The organism is Alkalihalobacterium elongatum (assembly GCF_019024285.1).
Taxonomy (GTDB): domain Bacteria; phylum Bacillota; class Bacilli; order Bacillales; family Bacillaceae_F; genus Alkalihalobacterium; species Alkalihalobacterium elongatum.
Window position 1 is genome coordinate 31,456 of the sequence record NZ_WMKZ01000005.1, and the last position, 19,645, is coordinate 51,100.

Sequence of the window (19,645 nt, forward strand, 5' to 3'; positions counted from 1 at the left end):
GAGATCAAACTCTCTTACTTCCTTTTCCAAACTACACGGAACCATTATTTCTTCGATAAAATTCATGGAACAACTTCATCAATGCGCGCTTTTCAATTCTAGAGACGTAGCTTCTTGAAATGTTCAGTTCCTTTGCAATTTCACGTTGCGTTCTTTCTTTCATTAAGTCTAAGCCGAAGCGGCCGACGATCACTTCTTTTTCGCGTTCGTCTAATACGTGGATATAATCGTAAATTTGTTTCTTTTCCATTTTTAGTTGAATCGCATCAACAATGTCATCGGTTTCTTCCTGAAGGACATCAATTAAGGTTATTTCATTTCCTTCCTTATCCGTTCCAATAGGATCGTGGAGTGAAACATCTTTTTTTACTTTCTTTAATGCACGAAGGTGCATGAGGATTTCATTTTCAATACACCTAGCTGCATATGTCGCTAATTTCGTTCCTTTACCTTGCGAATAGCTCTCAATCGCCTTAATTAACCCAATCGTACCTATCGAAATCAAGTCTTCTGTATCCTCTCGTGTATTTTCAAATTTTTTAACGATATGGGCAACCAATCGTAAGTTATGTTCAATAAGGCGATTACGAGCTTCTTCGTCTCCTTGCTCCATGAGCTGTAAGTACTTTTGCTCCTCTGCTTTCGAAAGCGGTTGCGGGAAGGCATTGTTTTTTACGTACGATACAAAAACAATGACTTCCTTGAAGAAATAGGTGATGGCTGCAAATAATGACACTTCCTCACCCCCATAAGGTTGATATCTTATGTCTATGTTTATGTAGGCTCGGTCGTGTCTGTACAATTAAAATAGTTCAGCAAAAAAATTTTTCCTACTATAAAATAAATATTTAAAATTAGATATTTAAAGAATTAATCAATCCTAATAAAACTAATAACTTTAAAATAAACTCACTTATTTTTAAAAATTTTCAGAAAATTACAAGAAAAGTTTCGAGGTTTTATATGTAAATTTTACAAATTTCACTTTCAGATAAATTCAATATAGTATGTGAGATACATACATTAACAGGACTTAATTACTATTCACTTAATATATTACTACATACACCATAAAAAAAATTATGAATTTACTCCTGCTCATGTAAAAAAATACAAGTTTTTGTTTAATTTTGAATTCAAACTCTCGACACACTTCAACACACTGAATAATTTCGATAGTATATACTAATTTTAATAAGCCCTTAGTCATAAAAAATCTAAAAAAAGTCTAAAGAAACTAGAATAAAATACTAAAAACTATTCAGAAAAGGGCAAACCTATTGAAAAATAGGGACGCAAAGTCACAGGTCTAAGGTTGATACTATAATTTTCAATGATGATGGCTGGGCTGCCTTAAATGCTATAAAAATTAGTATTTTAGGAGGAAATAACGAATGGATAACAGTGTTAAAGAGAAGCTCGACCTAGACTGGGTAGACTTAATGAAAGAAGCAATAGAACTCGGATTAAGTAAAAAAGAAATTAGAAGGTTCTTAGTAACGAGTCAAAAGCGCACCCAAGTCCCAAAAATGTTTGTCCTTAACAAAAGACACCCATTTTTCGATCAATTAAGTGAGTACAGAGCAAGAGTTTCTCACATATGACTTTAACGCCTCGTTCTACCACAGTATTTCGTATACGATGATTTGTAAGTGATAAATGATGTAGCCCATCATTTATCACTTTTTTATTTTGAACCATCTTTGATCCACCTTTAACATATACCCTTTTTATTATACGTTTAAACCTATTAATTTAAATATTAAGACCGAAGTCTAACCAACTACTTACACAATAAAACATTTGGACAGAGTATAAGGAACAATTAAAATAATTATTGTTCTTTATTAAGAACAATGGTACTATTATTACTATAATAACTGGGAGAGATTATTAAGAAGGGGCAATCGTTATGAGTCAAAAAATGAGGATACAACTTATAGGTACTGCTAAACAGACAGTAAGATCACTCCGTTCCTCTGAAATTCGAGTAGTAAAACTTGGTGTTTCAATTATAGAAAGTATGTGGAAAGTTTTTTATACAACCAAACGTTTTATCAGTGACCCTATTTTTCGATCAATCTTTTCTATGCAACTATTAAATTCAAGAAATGTTCACCAAACGACACCTCTTACAGGAATGAATAGATACCCTGAAATTTTTTCAGCTTGTAAGAATTACTTGAAAGATAAACACGACCTAAAAATCCTTTCCTATGGTTGCTCTACAGGTGAAGAAGTACTTACCCTACGTAATTATTTCCCTACAGCACAGATTTCAGGAGCTGATGTAAACAAACGTAGCCTAAAAATATGTAGAAGTCTTTCGACAGATAATAAAATTTCCTTTATCTTTTCTACACCAAGGAACCTAAAAAAACAAGGTCCTTACGATGCCATTTTTTGCATGGCTGTTCTGCAACGGACCCCTCATGATATTGCTAATAACAATATCACAAGTTTAAAAACTATATATCCTTTTGAAAAGTTTGAAAAACAAATAATTGAACTAGACCAACTTGTGAAACCGAATGGCTTATTAATTGTCCACTATACACAGTTTTCACTATTTGACACAAAGGTTGGCTACAAATATAGAGCCCTAGGAAACATAACTCAACATGATTATGTTTCGCCTGTTTTTGATCAGGAAAGTATTATAGTAAACAACAACCAACCACTTAACACCATCTTCATTAAATCAAACGGAATATAATTAAATTTCTTTTATTATACTAATCAATTCTCACTTGACAGATTTATTTAAAAAAGATGTTTTCTATTTACTGATAGAGTCTACAGCGCTCTATCTTTTTTACTTACTTTACTAGAAGATCGCGCTAATATATGTAACACCAAACCAATCTTTGAGTTAGGTTTTCCATAGCTCCTTCTAACTAATACCCACAATAAAAGCACTCCAATCATATTTTTAGCAATATCATCAAACCCAAAGGAACGAAATGGGATAAAGTACTGGTGGATTTCATCAAGGACGCTGTACGAAAGAGATATGGCCAAAGCAATATATTCTTTTATACGAGTCAACGGGCCAAATGTTAAAAAAAACAGGACAATAAATAGGTACAGCATACCAAATAAAATCAAATGCCCTAGCTCAAGTAAGATGCCAACGGCCAAGAGTAAATTGTAGTTTATATTAGGAGCGACCACTTCTAATTGACTCGGGTTCAATCGACTTGACTGAAGCCAGATCAACCAAATATACAGCAATGGCATGGATAAAAAGAAAAGACGAATAAAATTTAAATACATGGAACTACCCTACTTTCATGTACGGCCAATGAAAAACCGAGGATTAATGAATTGAATACTTCCTTCTTGATAGTAATACTATTTATAGAGGAGGTCATAAAAATGCTCATATTTCTCAACAAAGTGTATTTAAAAGTAAAGAAAACCTACCATCGTTGTTTGTATGGGTACAACCTAACACTTTACAAAGATTGCCGTGATCATGAGATGAAAATAAGATTCTTTAATAATGTTTCGTACCATAAAAGAAAAATAGAAGAAGACACCCGCTATATTAAGTAGGTGTCTGTGATTGTAAGACTTCCATTTGTTTATTTAATAGTTTACTAAACATGCTCTTTTTCTCTCGAGCAAGTTGGCTAAAGCCACCTTGTTGGATAATCTCACCTTCATCTAATACGATCACTTGATCAGCATTTCGGATCGTCGACAAACGATGAGCAATGACGATAATGGTCATACTTCCCTTTAATCGATCGATAGCTTCTTGAATTTTTGACTCGTTTTCTGTATCAAGTGCACTTGTCGCTTCGTCAAGTACAAGGATCGAAGGTTTTCGTAAAATAGCTCTTGCAAGGACTAAGCGTTGACGTTCTCCACCTGATAAGCGAATACCACGATCACCAATAAGAGTGTCCAAACCGTTTGGAAGCTTTCTCACGAATTCGGCAGCCGATGAAAACTCAAGCGCTTCCCACATTTCCTCTTCCGTTGCATCTGGTACCACCAATTGCAAGTTCTCTCGGATCGACTCATTAAATAGAAACGGATCTTGCGGGACGTAGCTAATAGCTTTTCGAAGTGAGATTAAATTAGAATTGGTTAAAGTAACCCCATCAATTAATATTTGACCTTCTTCAGGTTGATTAAGCCCCATTAACAAATCAATCAATGTACTCTTACCAGCACCAGATGGCCCAACTACTGCCGTCATTTGGTTGGCTGGTATACGAACATTAATGCTCTTCAATGCATATTTTGATTCATTTTTGTTATAGCGAAAAGCTACATTAGAACATTCGATAGCCTGAGTAACCTGCAAAGGTAACACTTTTTTATTATCAGCTAACGTAAACTCTCTTGCTTTTTCACATTCTTCTTGCATGGCGATAACAGCTTGCAAAGCAGGAATAGTTGTTGCTATTTGCTCAAGTGAACCTTGAATTCCAGCAACACGTGGCCATAAACGTGAGAAGATGATGATAATAAGCATGAGTTGCGCAATTTGAGCATTGAATAAGTTAACGGCAAAAAAGATAAACGTAGCTATAAAAATAGCTGATGCAATTTTATAATATAATTGCGATGTCGTTTTTAATCGGGTATATTCAATTTGCTCTTGCTCCATACTTTTGGTCACCATTCGATACCAATTCATTCGTGACTCTTCTAAAGTATTACTTTTAATATCTTTAATACCATTAATTTGATCCGTAATACCACCTAAGTATTGTTTTCCTAACGTATAGTTTCTACTTCCAAGCTCAAGAGATCGTTTAAGGAACTTTCGATTTAAAAAGACTAGCACTGCACCACAAACTAAAACAAACGTAGTAATGGTCGGTGAAAGCCAGAAGGCAATCCCAATTTGGATAAAAGTAAAAATAAGAGATGATAAAAATTGTAAAAATGAATGAGTCCCAGCACTCGCACGAGCAATTTCTGCTGTTAATAAATTGATCAAATCTGACTTGCGATTTTTAATGAAAAAGCTCCAATTCGCATGAAGAATAGAATCATAGGTTTTGACACGAAGGTATCTAAAAAAGCCGTGCTGAATGATTGTACCTTTAATAGTAATTTGCTTTTGCAACAGATTTTGTCCAATAACAATCAGTACAAAAACACCTAAAATAATGGGTAACCCAATGTTACTGGGGATTTTATTAAAAAACTGAAATGCTCCTAACAATGGTACGCCAGCAGTATCAAATTCAACGATACCACTCATACTAATGAGCGGTATTAATAGCAAAATTCCGATACCATCTAATAAACTAATGAAGAGCATTGCTAGGAGATTAATATAAAGTACTTTACCCGCATATCCATGTATTTTCTTTAAAAAGTAAAAAATATGTTCCACGATAAGGTCCCCCTATGAAACAGCATGCTTTCTTGTTTTTCTCCATGCCCATAGAAATGGACGTAATGGAAAATACAAGAAGTGAAGTGGCTTAGGTAACGGCAAGGTTTGGGCATCCTCTGGATAAGGATACAAGAAACTTAAGATAAACAATAATTTTTGCTGATAAGACATTAAAGAAAACAAGTACCGTTTATGATAGATTGACACTTCTTCCGGAACTGGGTCAGTATGAAGATTAACCATCCGTTCTAAATAAAAGATTGACTCTTGAGCTAATTTGATGGACCGTTTATTAATAAGAGCAGATTTTAGATCGCGAGGAAGCCTCGTTTGAAGTAATTGTTGAGATAAAATAATTGCTTGACCGCCGATATGTTTTACTTGATATTGTTTTAAAAGCTGGTAAAGACCTATCCAATCTAAACCTTTTTGTAAAAGTATATGAATATCCACTAACCAACGAAGTCTTGACCACCCATGCCTAGCACCATGTGAAACTAGAAATAGAAACAGGTCTTCATTTCCAAGCATATAGACTGGATAACGAGTGTATGAACTGATTTGTTTTCGTTCCCATAATTCCTGAAACGATTGTTCTTTACCTGGTCCTGGATGTAGTCGCCAATGAATTTCTAATTTAATCCCTTTTTGTAAATGAAAATAAGTAACGTGATGATGTCTCCATCTCCAATCTTCTAATACTGTATCGATATAATCATCCTTTTCATAGCCTAACTCAACTAATATTTGTTCAGCTTCTTTAAGTTCGTCTATAGGAATAAGAAAATCTATGTCACTGGATGTACGTAGAGATAGATTCCCATATAATGACTGAGAAATGACGGGCCCCTTTAAGAACAAAAGAGGAATGCCTTTTATAGAAAAAATCTCATTAACTCGTTCCATTTCACCACAAAGGTGTAGCATTTGGAATGTATTTCTTTTATAATAACCTCCCATCATCTGTATTACATCTAATGGAACAAAATCATTGACCTTCTTTAATTTCGAATACAACAAAGGATATAATCGGTGATGCATAACAAGATCAACGAATAGATCCCAATTGATGTCCTCTTTTAACTTACTATTTACCGAGTTATCCTGTTGATTAATTAGCTCTAATATTAGAGTTAATTCCCTAGGCATATGATCTACTTTCAGAGAATTGATATTATCCATAATGGTCTCCTTCAATTTTACGATCACTTATTTTTTTTGCAAATATACTGACAACAGTAAACTTCTCCATTTCTTCTGCACCAGATACATAATAAGGACCGCTGCGTAACCATGCATGTGCAATTAATAAACCTTGTTCATTTTTTGCTGTACCAAGATAAAGTGTACTCTCGATGCCACGTCTTTCGAGCATCTTCATTCCTGCAATAGCTTTCACTAAACATTGACTTTCCCAAAATGTATATTTGCTCATGATATGGATCGCCTTTGACACTTCGGCTAAGGCTTTTTTTTCATGTTCGAGAAATTTTCTAGATGTTTCTTGCATAGGCTCCCCAAGTGAAGGAGCTACCTTTGAAAATGGAAGAACTTTAAGAAAACGCCCCCATCCTAAATAAAGATAAGCCTCTAGAAACATCAATTTAGTTCTAAAATCGAGTAAAAGAAATGCTTTTATTTTTTGTAACATAACACTTCATCACCTCTAGCAGACTACCATTTATTACCTCGCTAATTCTCTAACTTGAATTAAATTCTCTTTCGCTAATAATGATAAGAATGAAACTACTTGTTCTTCGCAATCAAACCGTTCAACTTCATAACGTGTTAAAAGGATGTTAACTAGTTCTTCAACTGATATGGGATTTTCGAGGAGTTCCCAAATGTCACCACCGATATCACCCAAATTGTAATACTTTCCTTTAGAAATACTTAACATTACTTTTTCCCCGTCCATATCACTTACGATATTTCCAGCTCCTTGATTAACAATGGTACTTAGTTTAATTTTATTTTCTGTCATACGACTTTTGCCTCCCTTTGAATAGTGTCGAGAATAAGATCTGTTAACGTGTGTGCTGTAAAACTTGAAACAGGTCTATGAATTTGAAAAAATTCAATTTGATTAATTATCCTAGCAGATGTTTCAAAATGCCATTCCATCAATCCAGCTCTTTCAATAAAAAAATTGCGATACGTATTGTAGAAAAGTGTTTGAAACCTTTGTAAGTTTTCGATTGGTAACAACTTAATTTCGTTTGAATCTGTTTTCGTTAATTCAAAAATGCCTACCAATGGAAGGATTTCATCTGTAAATTGAGAAACAACAGGTATAGCAAACTTGGTTTCTCGATCAATGATCCTACGGAACTCGTGAGACTCCATTCCAAATTCATTCAAACTTTCCTGCCACAGCTTTTGCTGTGGGTAAGCTGGTGTTATATGGGGAATGTTTTCATTATTCAATGTAACTGGGATCACATCATCACTTATTAATTGGTAACCTCTCTTCAAGAATGCAGAAGCAAGGGTTGATTTACCTGCACCAGAATCACCTACAATCGCATAAGCTTTCCCATCAATTTCGATAGCACTACCGTGAAGTGGGAGTATTTTCCTTTGCATTAAAATTCCGCCCATACACGTACCTAGGAGATAAAGCCGCAGGTGGTCATCGAGTGCACCTTTCATTGGAGAAACAAAAATTCTCTTTCCTTCTTCAATTAGAAAGATCGCAGTTTCGGGCATATGAAACAAAATAAAGCTTTCATATATTACAAAGTAAGGATCGTTTTCGTTCGACAATTCTAACCAGATATTCGTTAAATCTGCAAATTCAATTGTTATATCAATTTCTTCTTCATAACTGTTGACTATATTTAATTCTCGAAATGGAATTTCACTAGATATATTAAACCCAAAGCCTTTGTAGATTAAAGATTTACTTTCATTTAACAATGATGTTTCCTCCATTTTTTATAGTCTACTATACTCTCTTAGCTAAAAATACTTTAGAAAGCTTCTAAATATTTTTGTATTTAGAAACTCTCCAAAATATCCCTTATACTTGCTTAAGGTATAAGGGGAAAGGTATCTTCCATTAATTTTTAGCTATCAAGTTGTTTACAACTATTGTTTGATTGACCATCATGTGTTTCGTGGTTCTGGTTATTTGTGCAGTAACTATCAGGTATTGCATTACCAGGTCCACCCATTGTCATATTAATGTCTAATACTTCTAAGGTTGGTTGATTCCAGTTTTTTTTCATATTCTCACCTCCTTTCAATACATAGTTTTCAGAAATCTGTAAACAATTAGACTTCGTGTCAACAGTCTAAAATTTTCGTCAAATAACAATTCGGGTTTAGGTTGCTCTCCAATTACTTTAATGGCATTTTTTATTAGTTCATTATTTAGAATGCTAGAAATGTTCGGATCCTGTGATAGCTGTTGAAGTTCCTCTCTAAACTCCTTCCATTTTGATGTCATACGTAGAATAACATCTGCTCCCTGTAGTCCTCGTTTTTGTTGATCAAGTCTTACTTTATTAGGAAGGTAGTTTTCCATCGCTCTTCTTACTAGTGACCTCTCCATCCCACCTTGCACATATTGCTCGTTCGGGATTGCCAAACAGAAGCGTATGACACGAATATCATTCGTTGGGTCTCTATCCCACAAAGAATAGCGTAAGGATAATTTTGTCGTCACTGTGCCCGTTTTATTCCAAGAGTATAACTGTTCAAAATGCTTCTTTCTGAAGTCAAATTCATCTTCAGTCGTGTATCCTGTGATGTCTACTTCATATGCTTTAAGCTTTTCAAAAACATTCGTTTTTTTAGCCAATTCTGGACTTATTATTATTGAAGAGGAGGAGTAATCTAATTCAGTGTTGGTTTTGGAGCTTTGATACATATACGGAAAGGCTCTTTTAGCAACCACTGGAAGAATGACCGATTTACCTGTTCGGTAGTTTTTACAATATAAGTTTAATTCGTTATATAACTGTATCCACTTTAATCTCTTTAAAAGAGAAGCGTAATGGTTAATGGTCAAATTCCAAGATCCAAAGGATATAGAATGGTTACCTCTTGCCCCATTTAATAGAATTTTGATACCTTGTTCCTGTGCTTTTTCATTAATACCTTTCAACCAAAAAGAATTTTCAAAAAATTTATAAGGCATTTCCAGCAGTTCTAAAAAATCATTTATTTCTCCAAATGGGCTCTTTTCTGCAAAATTCATATATTGATCTGAAATATTGCCAACATAATCAACAGTTTCTTTAATAAAGGGTCTTTCATCTGTAATAAAATAGTTTGGTGTCCAATCTTCAAAATCTCCTCTTGGAATAAAGCTATATGTATTTAACCTTTTATTTTCTTTTTTCAACGCATTTGCAGCAAAACTAACAACAGATCCAGAATCTAACCCACCACTGAGTTGTGCGCCAACCTTACCATAAGTACGTAGCCTTGAAGTCACTGCTTTTTCAAATACTTCTCTAAAAGCTTCTTCGTACTCCTGGTTCGATTTCAAATGAAGTTTATTATTAAAGTCGATTAAGTTATATTTATTTATTGTTACTTTTCCATCTACTACAGATATTGTATGAGACGGAGGGAGTTGCTTAATGGATTTATACACTGTTGAATTCATATCTACAGCTTCAACCATGCTAGGAATAACTAAAAATTCAGCTAACCACTCTTCATTAATCTTTTTTTCAATATAAGGTAATGAAAAGAGTGGTTTAATAGTAGTTGAAAAAACAAATGTAGTGTCATTCTTATAAAAATAAAGAGTTCGTGCTCCAGAAAAATCTCTTGCCCCAAATAGTTTTTGCTTTTTCTCGTCCCAAATCATAAAAGCAAAATCACCTAATAAATACTGTGGAATTTCCTCTCCCCATTTTTCATAGGCCAGTAAAATTAACTGACTGTCAGAAATATATTTCTGTTGGTTAGAATGTATCTGCAACTTCGAGAATAATTCTTCTCGATTATCAATGATAGCGTCAGATGTTATAACTAATTGACGGACATAATCATAATAAGGTTGTTTTTCTCCAATTGATTCTGGTGTGATCCATTGAGCATGACAGCTTAGGAAGACATTTTCCTTAAACCAAAAACCAATATCATCAAAAATATATTGACTATAAATTTCTAATAAACTGTCTCTATGTATTTTATTAATTGGTTGCTTATTAAAATGAATGACACCAGTTATCGCACTCATTAGTTCCTCCAACCCGCCCTGTTATTCCTACGGCAATTATCTTTTTTTAATAAATAGTTCTTGATAAAGAACATAAAGATAAAAAAAATAATCTTTTAACAAGTTAATTTAGGTATATTTAGCTATTCCACTCCACTTAATTCTTTATAACGAACAGTACTATATACATAAACTAACATCATCTTTGAAACAAGTCAATAACCAAAAAGCATTTTTATAACTTTTTGCTGTTTTAAAGCAATTGTTATACGTTAATTTTAAAATATCGTGTGGAATTTTATATTCACAAGGCTTCCAAGACTAAAAGGTTGAAAAATAAAATGAACCTTACCAACTTTAAACTCTAACAGCCCATAAATTTAAATACAGAAATAAAAGTTCCCTTATATACACTTTAGAGTATATAAGGGAAAAGTACTCGATAGTAATGCAAAATAATGATACTAAGTATAGATTAGCTCGTAAAACGATTCCATGTCCCAGGGTCCTCTTTATCCACTTCTTCACCAGGAACATAAGCTTCATCAGTGTATGGTCCCCATACAGTTGAAGCCATTGTTTCATTAACATTTAAAACTTCTAATTCTGGTTTGCACCATTGCTTTTTCATATTGTCACCCCCTTTCAAGTAAACTTTCTTAGAAATCTATGAACTATTAAACTACGCATAAGTACTTTACTACTTGGGTCTTTAACATAATCAGGATGAACTCCATTTCTTGCTTTTTCAAAGGCATTTTTAACTACTTGTCCATTTAAATAATACATAGATGTTTTATTACTAATAAGCTGATTAATTTCCTCAATGAAAATTGTCCAGACAGGTGACATTCTATGGACCCAATCCGCACCTTGCACACCACGAATTCGTTGATTTAAACGTACTTTATCTGGCAAATAACTTTCGGTTGCTCTCCGAATCAGAGCACGATCTAGCCCATTTTGAACATATTGATCCTCTGGTAATGATAAACAAAAACGAACCACTCGAAGATCATTAGTAGGATCCCTTTTCCACAGTGGGAACCTTAATGACAATTTGGTTGCTAATGTATTACTAGCATTCCAATGAAATACATCCTCAAAATGCCTTTTTCTTTGTTCATAAATATTTTGTGATGAAAACCAGCCAGACTCATCCATACCGTGCTTTTTTAGTTTACTAAAAACATCTATTTCACTAGCAAACTCTGGGTTAATAAGCATTGGGTTAGAGTACGAAATTTTTGAAGGAATTATTTCCTGCAAAAATGGAAATGCTTTTTTGGCAATAAAGGGAATTCTTCTAAGGCGAGCTCCTCCAGCTTTTTGGCTATACTGATTTAATTCTTGAAAAAGACGAAGCCATTTAAATTTTTTTAATAAAATGGAATAATAATCTATGGCCGACCCCCAAGATATTGTCAAATTTCCTCTACCACCATTTAATAATATTCCAACATTTGACTCATGAGCTTTTTCAAACATTCCTTTAAGCCAAAAAGAATTTTCGAAAAATTTATAAGGCATTTCCATAATGTCAAGAAAATCATCCATTTCTGAATATGGATCTCTTCCATCAAAATTTAAATAGTGATCCTTTATTCCACCAACATATTCAACAGTTGAGCGAATAAAGGAAGTCTCGTCAGGCATAAGATTCCTAGGGGTAAAATCATTAAAATCACTAGGAGGAACATAACTGAATGTATGTAGTGCCTTATTTTCCTTTCGAAGAGGATCTGCAGAGAAAGCTACAATTGAACCTGAATCTAATCCACCGCTAAGTTGTGCCCCAACCTCAAGGTGAGTCCGCAAACGTGAATTAACAGCCTGTTGAAAAACATCTTGGAATGCTTCTATATATTCTTCATTCGATTTTAACTTAAGAGTACACTCATTTTTTAATATACAATATCTTTTAAGTTTGACTTGATTACCTACTATCGAAATACTATAGGATGGAGGAACTTGATCAATTTTATTAAAAGGAGTAATGGAAGCATCTACCGTATCAATCATTCCTGCAATTCCAAGAAATTCAGCTAACCATTGTTCATTTAACCTTTTCTCTACATATGGTAACGACAATAACGGATTAATAGCTGTGCAAAAAGCAAAATACTCGTTATCTTTAAAATAATAAAGAGTCCTACTTCCTGAAAAGTCTCTCGCACCAAAAAGCTTTTGTTTTTTTTCATCCCATATCATATACGCAAAATCACCTACTAAATACTTTGGTGACTCTTCTCCCCACTTATTATAAGCAAGTAAAATTAACTGACTGTCAGAAATTTTTTTTTGGTTTGATTGTTCAATATTTAATTTATCAAATAGCTCTTGGCGATTATCTATAATAGCATCTGCTGTAATAATCAATTGCCTCTGTCGATCGTAAAAAGGTAACTGCTCAAAAACCGACTCGGGAGTAACCCATTGCATATGGCAACCTAGGAAGAGATTTTCTTTATAATATGTTCTTGTATCGTTAGCAGGGAAAACTTGTAAAGAGGACATCATGCTATTCATATGCTCTATTCTAATAGGCTCTTTATTAATGTTGTAAATTCCAGCTATAGCACTCATTTTTTCCCCCCAAATAAAACATGCTTGTCAATTCCAAACCAATAATTGATCTTTAGTAAGAACAATTAATACAAAAAGACTCCTATTATTGAAATGTTTTTGTATTATCCTTGAAACTCTGTTCTTAATAAAGAACAATACTAAGATATCATTTTCTAATATAAGTGTCAATATGATTAACAATAATTTATAAAACTACAAAAAAGCCTTCCAAAAGGAAAGCTAAAGGTAATAATATATAGGTAACTTTACATAGTGGTAAAGTTATTAACAATTGATTTTATTGTAATTAGTTACTTCCAATTAACCCAAAAGGTTCGAATAATGCACTACTCCCCTTATATTTCCATGTGACGGTTCCATCAATATAACTTCCAGAAGTATGGGATGGAGAGAGCGTTCCCGTTACTCCACTTACCGTACATTCATACACGTTATTATTAGAAGTAACAAGTGTTCCAATAGAGTAACTAGTATTTGCAGTCCAGAAATTTTGACTAGCATAACCTTCATGAATACAAACCCAGCCAATATAATTTCCCACTTCCGGTTTTGCATTTTTTATAATTTGGCTTAACATATAATAACCCGAACTAGGTTTATTCGTGCTATGAGTTTCAGGATCGTATCCGATAAATAAATCGGGATCTTCTACAGGAAGGTTAATATTTAAAAAGTGATTATTTGCGGATACAAATTTTCTCATACTTGTTGGTCTACTGTAATACACAAGATTTAAAGGTCCTTCACCTGTATATCTTAAGTTACAATTTTTCATATGGAATTCAAACGTTCTCCTCGTAAAAGCGTTAGTAATTAATGGATTAAAGTTAGCATTAGCAATTTCAATATTAGAGTTCCTTATTTTGATAATCCCATAACCATCTTCATTATTGATATCATTATTGATTAGAGTAGTAATTGTATTTATTAAAAACTTACTATTATCTACAGTCAATAGTGGATTTTCATGTGGTGTGTTAATATTACCAACATATAGCCTTGAATTTTGAAAAACACTATCCGTAACATTAACCGCTCTTTTCTTTCCTCCAAAAATATGATTATCTATTCTACTATTATTAAAAGTACAGTCATGAATAGATATTTCTCCCTCAACTGTGTTACTATTTCTTGTATCTAAATATAAACCAATACTATTAAACACTGATCCCGATATGCTAGTAGTTATTAAACGTACCTGCAGAAGAGAATTTGAATTAAATACAAATGTACAATTCTCTATTTTATCTATGCGTAGTACAGGCTCATTTCCTAAATAATGCCCCGTATATTTAAGTGCATTTTCTTTAAATGCATCAGTTACCGTGTTAGCAGGCATATTTATCATTGGGATATCAACAAAAGTATTTCCTCTAACATATAGTGTATAGCCATTGGAAATGTTTAAGTTAATATTGGTATTATGAACACTATTATCAGTAATATGGACATGAGCACCAGGTAAATTCGTAGTCATTAACCCAAAAGCACTCGTGCCACATCTATATATATAGTTACCTTTCACTGTAGCAAATGATAACGTGTAAAGATTTATTCCAATCCCAGATACATTGTATATATGATTATTTTCAATGTGTATGGAATAACAACCTGCTAAAATGGCGTGATTGGTGTTATAGATAAGATTATGTCTAATGACACAATTGTCTCCATAGGAGTCTTCTTGATTTATCCCATATCTAGTTGGATCGTTAAAAAGTGGTTTATCATCTAACGTATTAAATCCATTGTCCCTAATTACATTATGCTGTATAATATTATAACTGCCTCCGAGAGTAATTCCTCCCCGATGGTTAGCAAATACTTCATTATGCTCTATAACATTATGATGTGGAGGATTACCAAATCTCAATGTGATTCCCATATTCTTCAAAGGATTCGTTTCTTGCCTAAAAACAAATCTAACTTTTCTTGCACCAACTGGGATAGAAATCGGTGTATAAATTTTTCTATTCATTTGCCTTTTTTGTAAGTAGGTATTATCTTCTCTGTAGAAAAAAACATCTACTTCTTTAGTAAGAATATTTGTTGTACGGGTATACCCAAACCCAGTGACTTGAAAAGAAGGATAGTCTCGTAAACTAATAAACCCTGATGCTAATGAATTATTCGAGCTAATCAATTCACCTGTCGAATTATCAATACTGTTTAATGACAAATTCAAATTAAATTCAGCTAACTCTGATGGAGACCTACTATCCATAGAAATACCATCACCCATATAATCTCTAACAATACAGTGCTTTACTGAGCTATGATTGGTTCCACGAGATAGTAAGACACCATAAGTGTGTTCCTGTCTTCTCTCGTTTGAATTCACAAAACTACGGTCAGCTCTACAGCCGATTATTGTTCCACCAATTAAATGTGCATTTGTCACATTACTAAAAGTTATACTTGTTCCTGTAAAGTTGTAATAATCCGTTCCTGTCCGTGTATCAAATGGAGATTTACTATCTGAGTCATAAATCACCTTTAGAACCGATTGATTAAGGTGAAAGGATAGCTGACTCTGCATTTGTATCGTTCGAGGATAACATATTGCATATTGCCCTCTAGGAAGGACTACTTGTGTAAATCCATTATTATAAGCGTAATTTAAAGCTTGATTTATACCTTGAACATTTGCATCTGCCATATAATAATTATCGTTCGTATAAGGTTTAGAAGGTATTCCTTCTGTAATTCCCCATCTTTCGAGCTCAATCATATACACCGCACTCGTAATAGAAGAACCTTCTCCTGGCGGAGGAGTAGTCATTGGTGAAGGCTTCCATGTACCGTTTTGAAATGATAGTACATCTCCATTCTTCGGCTCACTTATTGTTAAATCAACATCTAAAATATCCTCTAGGATATGTTGATGATCTGCGTCCGCTTTATTTTCTAATTGCTCAACAACATATTGAGCATCAACTTTATTACTGAGTCCGTTAGTTAAGCCTTTTAACTGATTCAACAATTCTTCATGATCTACTTTTGAGCTCAGTACCTCATGTATCTCTGTATGGTCACCTAATTGACGGTTTCCCTCACTTGTACCGATAAACAATTCACCAGTATCTGTACATAATCCTAACTCGCCTTCATCTAATGCTGGTAAATCAGCTTTTAGTCCACGCCTTATTTGAATCTTATAAGACATTTATATCCCTCCACAAAGTTTTTCATTCTTAAGCTAATTCGTCAAAATAACCTCCGTTTATACTAAGGTTATTTGGTTCACTTAAAAAGTTACCACCATCTATTACAATCGTTATAAAATTGCCACCATCAATTTTTGTAATATTAGATGGAATAGAGGTTCTATTTACATTTCCAAATTTCATTTTATGCACCTCCAATTCTCCTCTTAATTTATCTATATTAAATAAAAAATCAATTTCTTGTGCTCCTTACTACTTAAGTTGAGTTTTTGTCAAAAAGTTTAATACTCTGGGGACCTACCAATACTTAAAATGTATATGTTTTGGATTAATGAAAAGTCTAGGTAATAGATTGAATGCTATAATATAGGTATATGCTATATGAAAAAAATTGCAATGTATGTATTGACATGTTTTTTTCCCTTTTTTATGTACAAATAACATTTCTATCAGTTCCAGGAAAACAAGACCTTCTCACAATGTTTTACAATAGATGAAACCATTTATGAATTAGACTTAAAGGAATGGAAGATATACAACAATGGGACTCCCCCTATTAAAACAACTAAAGGGATCAATGACGCACTTCAATTAGGAAGTGAAAACAACTATACTGTTTTCACAGTCCCTGAAGGTACTTATCTAATAGACAAATATAGTCACATTGAGATGTTTTATAACGTCACATTCTGGTTAGATGAAAAGGCTGTAGTACAAAAAGAAACGAATGATTATTCTTCTTATAAGTTGCTACACGTTTGACCTTTCGTTTAAAATGTAACTTTAAAAGGGGATAAAGACACTCATGACTATTCAAGAAAAGGAACTCATGAGCATGGCATTGGAATTATTCTGAGTGTGGGAAATAAAATTACGTTTGATAACGTGAAAGTAATAAATTTCACAGGGGATGGTTTATCAAATGGTGGTTCTATGAAAACTATCCGTAAACTCCATATCAGTGCCTACTAAATTATGACCGAGGAAAGCTGCTAATTCATTATTCGTATTATTTTCTTGAAAGCTTTGCGTAATTGTAGGCATAAATTTTTGTTCCATCCAAATGGTTATTTACTATTTCAGATAGTTAAAGGGCTTAGAACACGATAAGAAAAAATACTATTTAATCAAATCAAATCTTGAAAACTAAGGAATTTCTAAGATTTATTCTGGGAAAAATACTTCTCCCTATATTATCGAAGACAATAGACTCTATAATGCCACTCCTTGAATTAAAGAAAAATATTTTAAGTACGAACAGATGCTCAAAAGTAACATACCAAAAAGGCTGCTGATTACATATGTCAGCAACCTTTTATGATAATACCCCTATATTGTATGTTTATTTGGCTACTATTTTTTCGTGTCTCATATATCTAAACTTACGAAGAAATCTATAAACACTCGCTGGTAGTAAACCTACAATAAGTGGTCTTAAAATATATATATAAGAAGACTTTGGTAAACATAACATTCTGTAACCAGTGAAACGAACATAAGCTTCTTTGATCCTCAATGAGTATTTTCTTCGATTAATGGCATGTCGATCATCTCGTACTTCATATAGAGGTTCGATAATATTTCGTCCACGAGAACCGTTTGCGTACATCCGAAACCATAGGTTATAATCTTCTACTCGTAACGTCTTTTTAGTAACATCATACCCATTTACAGCTAACAGAGCTTTGCGTCGGACCATAGATGGGGCATGACAAAAAGGAGATTGAATAATGAAATCAGCTGCTAATGGCTCTTTAACAGGGCGGATTTCTCCCCAGGTACCATTTTCATCAAAAAACCTCATCCCAGTACTGACAATATCAAATTTAGGATATTGATTTAATATCTCCACCTCTTCTTCTAAACGAGTAGGAAGAGAACGATCATCAGCATCCTGCCTGGCAATATATTCGCCCTTGCAATATTCTAGACAACGGTTAAGACTAGACGCTAGTCCTTGGTTTTGATCATTTTTAATTACCTTAATATTCGAATATATCTTTTCGTACCGCTTTGATATTTGGTAGCTTTCATCAGATGAACCATCATCACAGATAATTAATTCCCAATTGGTATAGGTTTGGCTTAATAATGAATCTATACTTTCATTTAAGGTTTGTGCATCATTATATACCCCCATAATGATGGATACTTTCAGCTGTATAGTCAAAGGGAACCCTCCCTTTTGCCGTTCTCTAACTCAGCTACAAGTTGTTTGCGATCATTAAGAATATGTTGCCAATGTTTTTTTTGTTCAAATTTTTTACATACAAACTTCACCGCATGTTTTCCCATCTCTTTTCGAAGTGAAGTATCTAACATTTTCTTCATCGCTTCTATTAATGGCTCCACTTCAGCTTTTGGTACGACCATTCCCGTTATTCCTTCTAGCATCGCATCCGTAGGACCAGGAATATCGGACACTATCACAGGAACACCCATAGCTTCCGCCTCAATAACAACAGTGCCAAAACCTTCACGGTAACTTGGTAAAACAAACACATCCATAGCCGCATAATACTTCTCGACTTGATCTGTATATCCACAATAAATAACGGAATTACTTTGCTTGGATCAATCATATAAGCTCGAGTCTATACCATAGTTCTCACTCGGGCCAACGATTAATAGCTTCACGTTATTGATTTTTTTTGATAGAACCTGAAATGCCTCTAAAAGTTCATTAATTCCCTTATCTTTCGTTACTCTTCCTGTAAAACCAAAGATAATATCGCTTTCTAGTAGATTATATTTTTGGCGAATTTCACGACTCCAATATTCTCTTTTAGAAACAGCAAACTTTAAAAGGTTGACTCCGTTTGCACTACCGTTCCCAATTACTTTACTATTCTCAGCGGTATAAAGGTTTTCTTGATGACTGAAAGAAAGGTTGCCTAAACTATCAGGCTGTATAGAGGTGGATAACGAACAAACGATCATTTCAATCATCTTAAAAAGCTTTCTACGCAGCCCTTTAAAACCAACATACCTAATACCCCACTGGCAATATAAACGAACGGGAGTTTTTGTTAAATAGGAAGCAAGTGAAGTATATAGAGCAGCATTAGGTGTGGAATATTGCACAATGTCATATTTTTCTTCCTTAAATGTTTGATAGAGAAGATAGATACTTTTTAAAGCACCGAATGGGGCCAATCCCCTCTTCATTCTAATGGATAGATATTGAATACCTTTAGGTAACTCTCTTCTCAACTCTTCATCTTCGTCACAAATAACCGTAACATCAAAGCCATTATTCGTTAGAAATTCTAGTTGTTCTATCAGAAAGCTTCTAATTGTTATCGAGGTTGTTGTTACAACACAGAGCTTAACCTTATTCACATT

16 protein-coding genes, 2 pseudogenes and 1 riboswitch are annotated in these 19,645 nt (G+C 33.7%); of the genes and pseudogenes, 2 read left to right on the forward strand and 16 right to left on the reverse strand.

Annotation, left to right across the window (positions count from 1 at the left end; translation table 11 throughout):
* Positions 1–31: 31 nt before the first annotated feature.
* Positions 32–766 carry an RNA polymerase sporulation sigma factor SigK gene (gene sigK, locus GKP30_RS08565; protein ID WP_216829131.1) on the reverse strand — a complete coding sequence of 245 codons (735 nt, stop codon included), beginning with the start codon at positions 764–766 and terminating at the stop codon, positions 32–34.
* Positions 767–1,260: 494 nt separating this feature from the next.
* Positions 1,261–1,356: riboswitch (cyclic di-GMP riboswitch) on the forward strand.
* Between the two features lie 38 nt (positions 1,357–1,394).
* On the opposite strand from sigK, the gene GKP30_RS08570 reads away from it, so the two are divergent.
* Together GKP30_RS08570 and GKP30_RS08575 are read left to right on the forward strand one after the other, a co-directional pair.
* Positions 1,395–1,604 carry an anti-repressor SinI family protein gene (locus GKP30_RS08570; protein WP_216829018.1) on the forward strand — a complete coding sequence of 70 codons (210 nt, stop codon included), beginning with the start codon at positions 1,395–1,397 and terminating at the stop codon, positions 1,602–1,604.
* 308 nt (positions 1,605–1,912) lie between these two features.
* Complete coding sequence (locus tag GKP30_RS08575; protein WP_216829019.1) at positions 1,913–2,716, forward strand: class I SAM-dependent methyltransferase; 804 nt, start codon at positions 1,913–1,915, stop codon at positions 2,714–2,716.
* Between the two features lie 80 nt (positions 2,717–2,796).
* Here GKP30_RS08575 and GKP30_RS08580 read toward each other — a convergent pair whose 3' ends face one another.
* From GKP30_RS08580 to GKP30_RS23465, 15 genes and pseudogenes are all read right to left on the reverse strand, one after another.
* Complete coding sequence (locus tag GKP30_RS08580; RefSeq protein WP_216829020.1) at positions 2,797–3,276, reverse strand: VanZ family protein; 480 nt, start codon at positions 3,274–3,276, stop codon at positions 2,797–2,799.
* A 274-nt stretch (positions 3,277–3,550) separates the two neighbouring features.
* Entirely contained in the window at positions 3,551–5,362 is a 1,812-nt protein-coding gene (locus GKP30_RS08585; protein WP_216829021.1) for an ABC transporter ATP-binding protein, read from the reverse strand.
* Positions 5,363–5,374: 12 nt separating this feature from the next.
* On the reverse strand, positions 5,375–6,547 hold the full coding sequence (locus GKP30_RS08590) for a nucleotidyltransferase domain-containing protein (protein WP_216829022.1): 1,173 nt from the start codon (positions 6,545–6,547) through the stop codon (positions 5,375–5,377).
* A complete protein-coding gene (locus GKP30_RS08595; protein WP_216829023.1) occupies positions 6,540–7,016 on the reverse strand; it encodes a lasso peptide biosynthesis B2 protein in 477 nt (158 codons plus the stop codon). The genes GKP30_RS08590 and GKP30_RS08595 overlap by 8 nt, the downstream gene beginning before the upstream one ends.
* A 33-nt stretch (positions 7,017–7,049) precedes the next feature.
* The gene (locus GKP30_RS08600; protein ID WP_216829024.1) at positions 7,050–7,349 is read right to left on the reverse strand and encodes a lasso peptide biosynthesis PqqD family chaperone; all 300 of its coding nucleotides are present in this window, start codon (positions 7,347–7,349) and stop codon (positions 7,050–7,052) included.
* On the reverse strand, positions 7,346–8,284 hold the full coding sequence (locus GKP30_RS08605) for an aldolase (protein WP_216829025.1): 939 nt from the start codon (positions 8,282–8,284) through the stop codon (positions 7,346–7,348). Before GKP30_RS08605 ends, GKP30_RS08600 begins: the two co-directional genes overlap by 4 nt.
* A gap of 227 nt (positions 8,285–8,511) precedes the next feature.
* Positions 8,512–8,595, reverse strand: a pseudogene (locus tag GKP30_RS23455) (paeninodin family lasso peptide); the annotation flags it as partial.
* Between the two features lie 14 nt (positions 8,596–8,609).
* Positions 8,610–10,565: an asparagine synthase-related protein gene (locus GKP30_RS08615; protein WP_216829027.1), complete on the reverse strand. Its 1,956-nt coding sequence runs from the start codon at positions 10,563–10,565 to the stop codon at positions 8,610–8,612.
* Positions 10,566–11,019: 454 nt separating this feature from the next.
* A complete protein-coding gene (locus GKP30_RS08620; RefSeq protein ID WP_216829028.1) occupies positions 11,020–11,175 on the reverse strand; it encodes a paeninodin family lasso peptide in 156 nt (51 codons plus the stop codon).
* A 14-nt stretch (positions 11,176–11,189) separates the two neighbouring features.
* Entirely contained in the window at positions 11,190–13,130 is a 1,941-nt protein-coding gene (locus tag GKP30_RS08625; RefSeq protein ID WP_216829029.1) for a lasso peptide isopeptide bond-forming cyclase, read from the reverse strand.
* A gap of 289 nt (positions 13,131–13,419) precedes the next feature.
* Positions 13,420–16,299: a hyaluronate lyase N-terminal domain-containing protein gene (locus GKP30_RS23460; RefSeq protein WP_236034977.1), complete on the reverse strand. Its 2,880-nt coding sequence runs from the start codon at positions 16,297–16,299 to the stop codon at positions 13,420–13,422.
* 28 nt (positions 16,300–16,327) lie between these two features.
* Positions 16,328–16,483 (reverse strand): hypothetical protein, encoded by a 156-nt coding sequence (locus GKP30_RS08635; RefSeq protein WP_216829030.1) that lies wholly within the window; start codon positions 16,481–16,483, stop codon positions 16,328–16,330.
* Between the two features lie 735 nt (positions 16,484–17,218).
* The gene (locus GKP30_RS23755) at positions 17,219–17,344 is read right to left on the reverse strand and encodes a hypothetical protein (RefSeq protein ID WP_268884679.1); all 126 of its coding nucleotides are present in this window, start codon (positions 17,342–17,344) and stop codon (positions 17,219–17,221) included.
* Positions 17,345–17,642: 298 nt separating this feature from the next.
* Positions 17,643–18,470, reverse strand: coding sequence for a glycosyltransferase (locus tag GKP30_RS08640; protein WP_236034978.1), 828 nt, complete (start codon positions 18,468–18,470; stop codon positions 17,643–17,645).
* Positions 18,467–19,642, reverse strand: a pseudogene (locus GKP30_RS23465) (glycosyltransferase family 4 protein). Before GKP30_RS23465 ends, GKP30_RS08640 begins: the two are co-directional and overlap by 4 nt.
* Between the last annotated feature and the right edge of the window lie 3 nt (positions 19,643–19,645).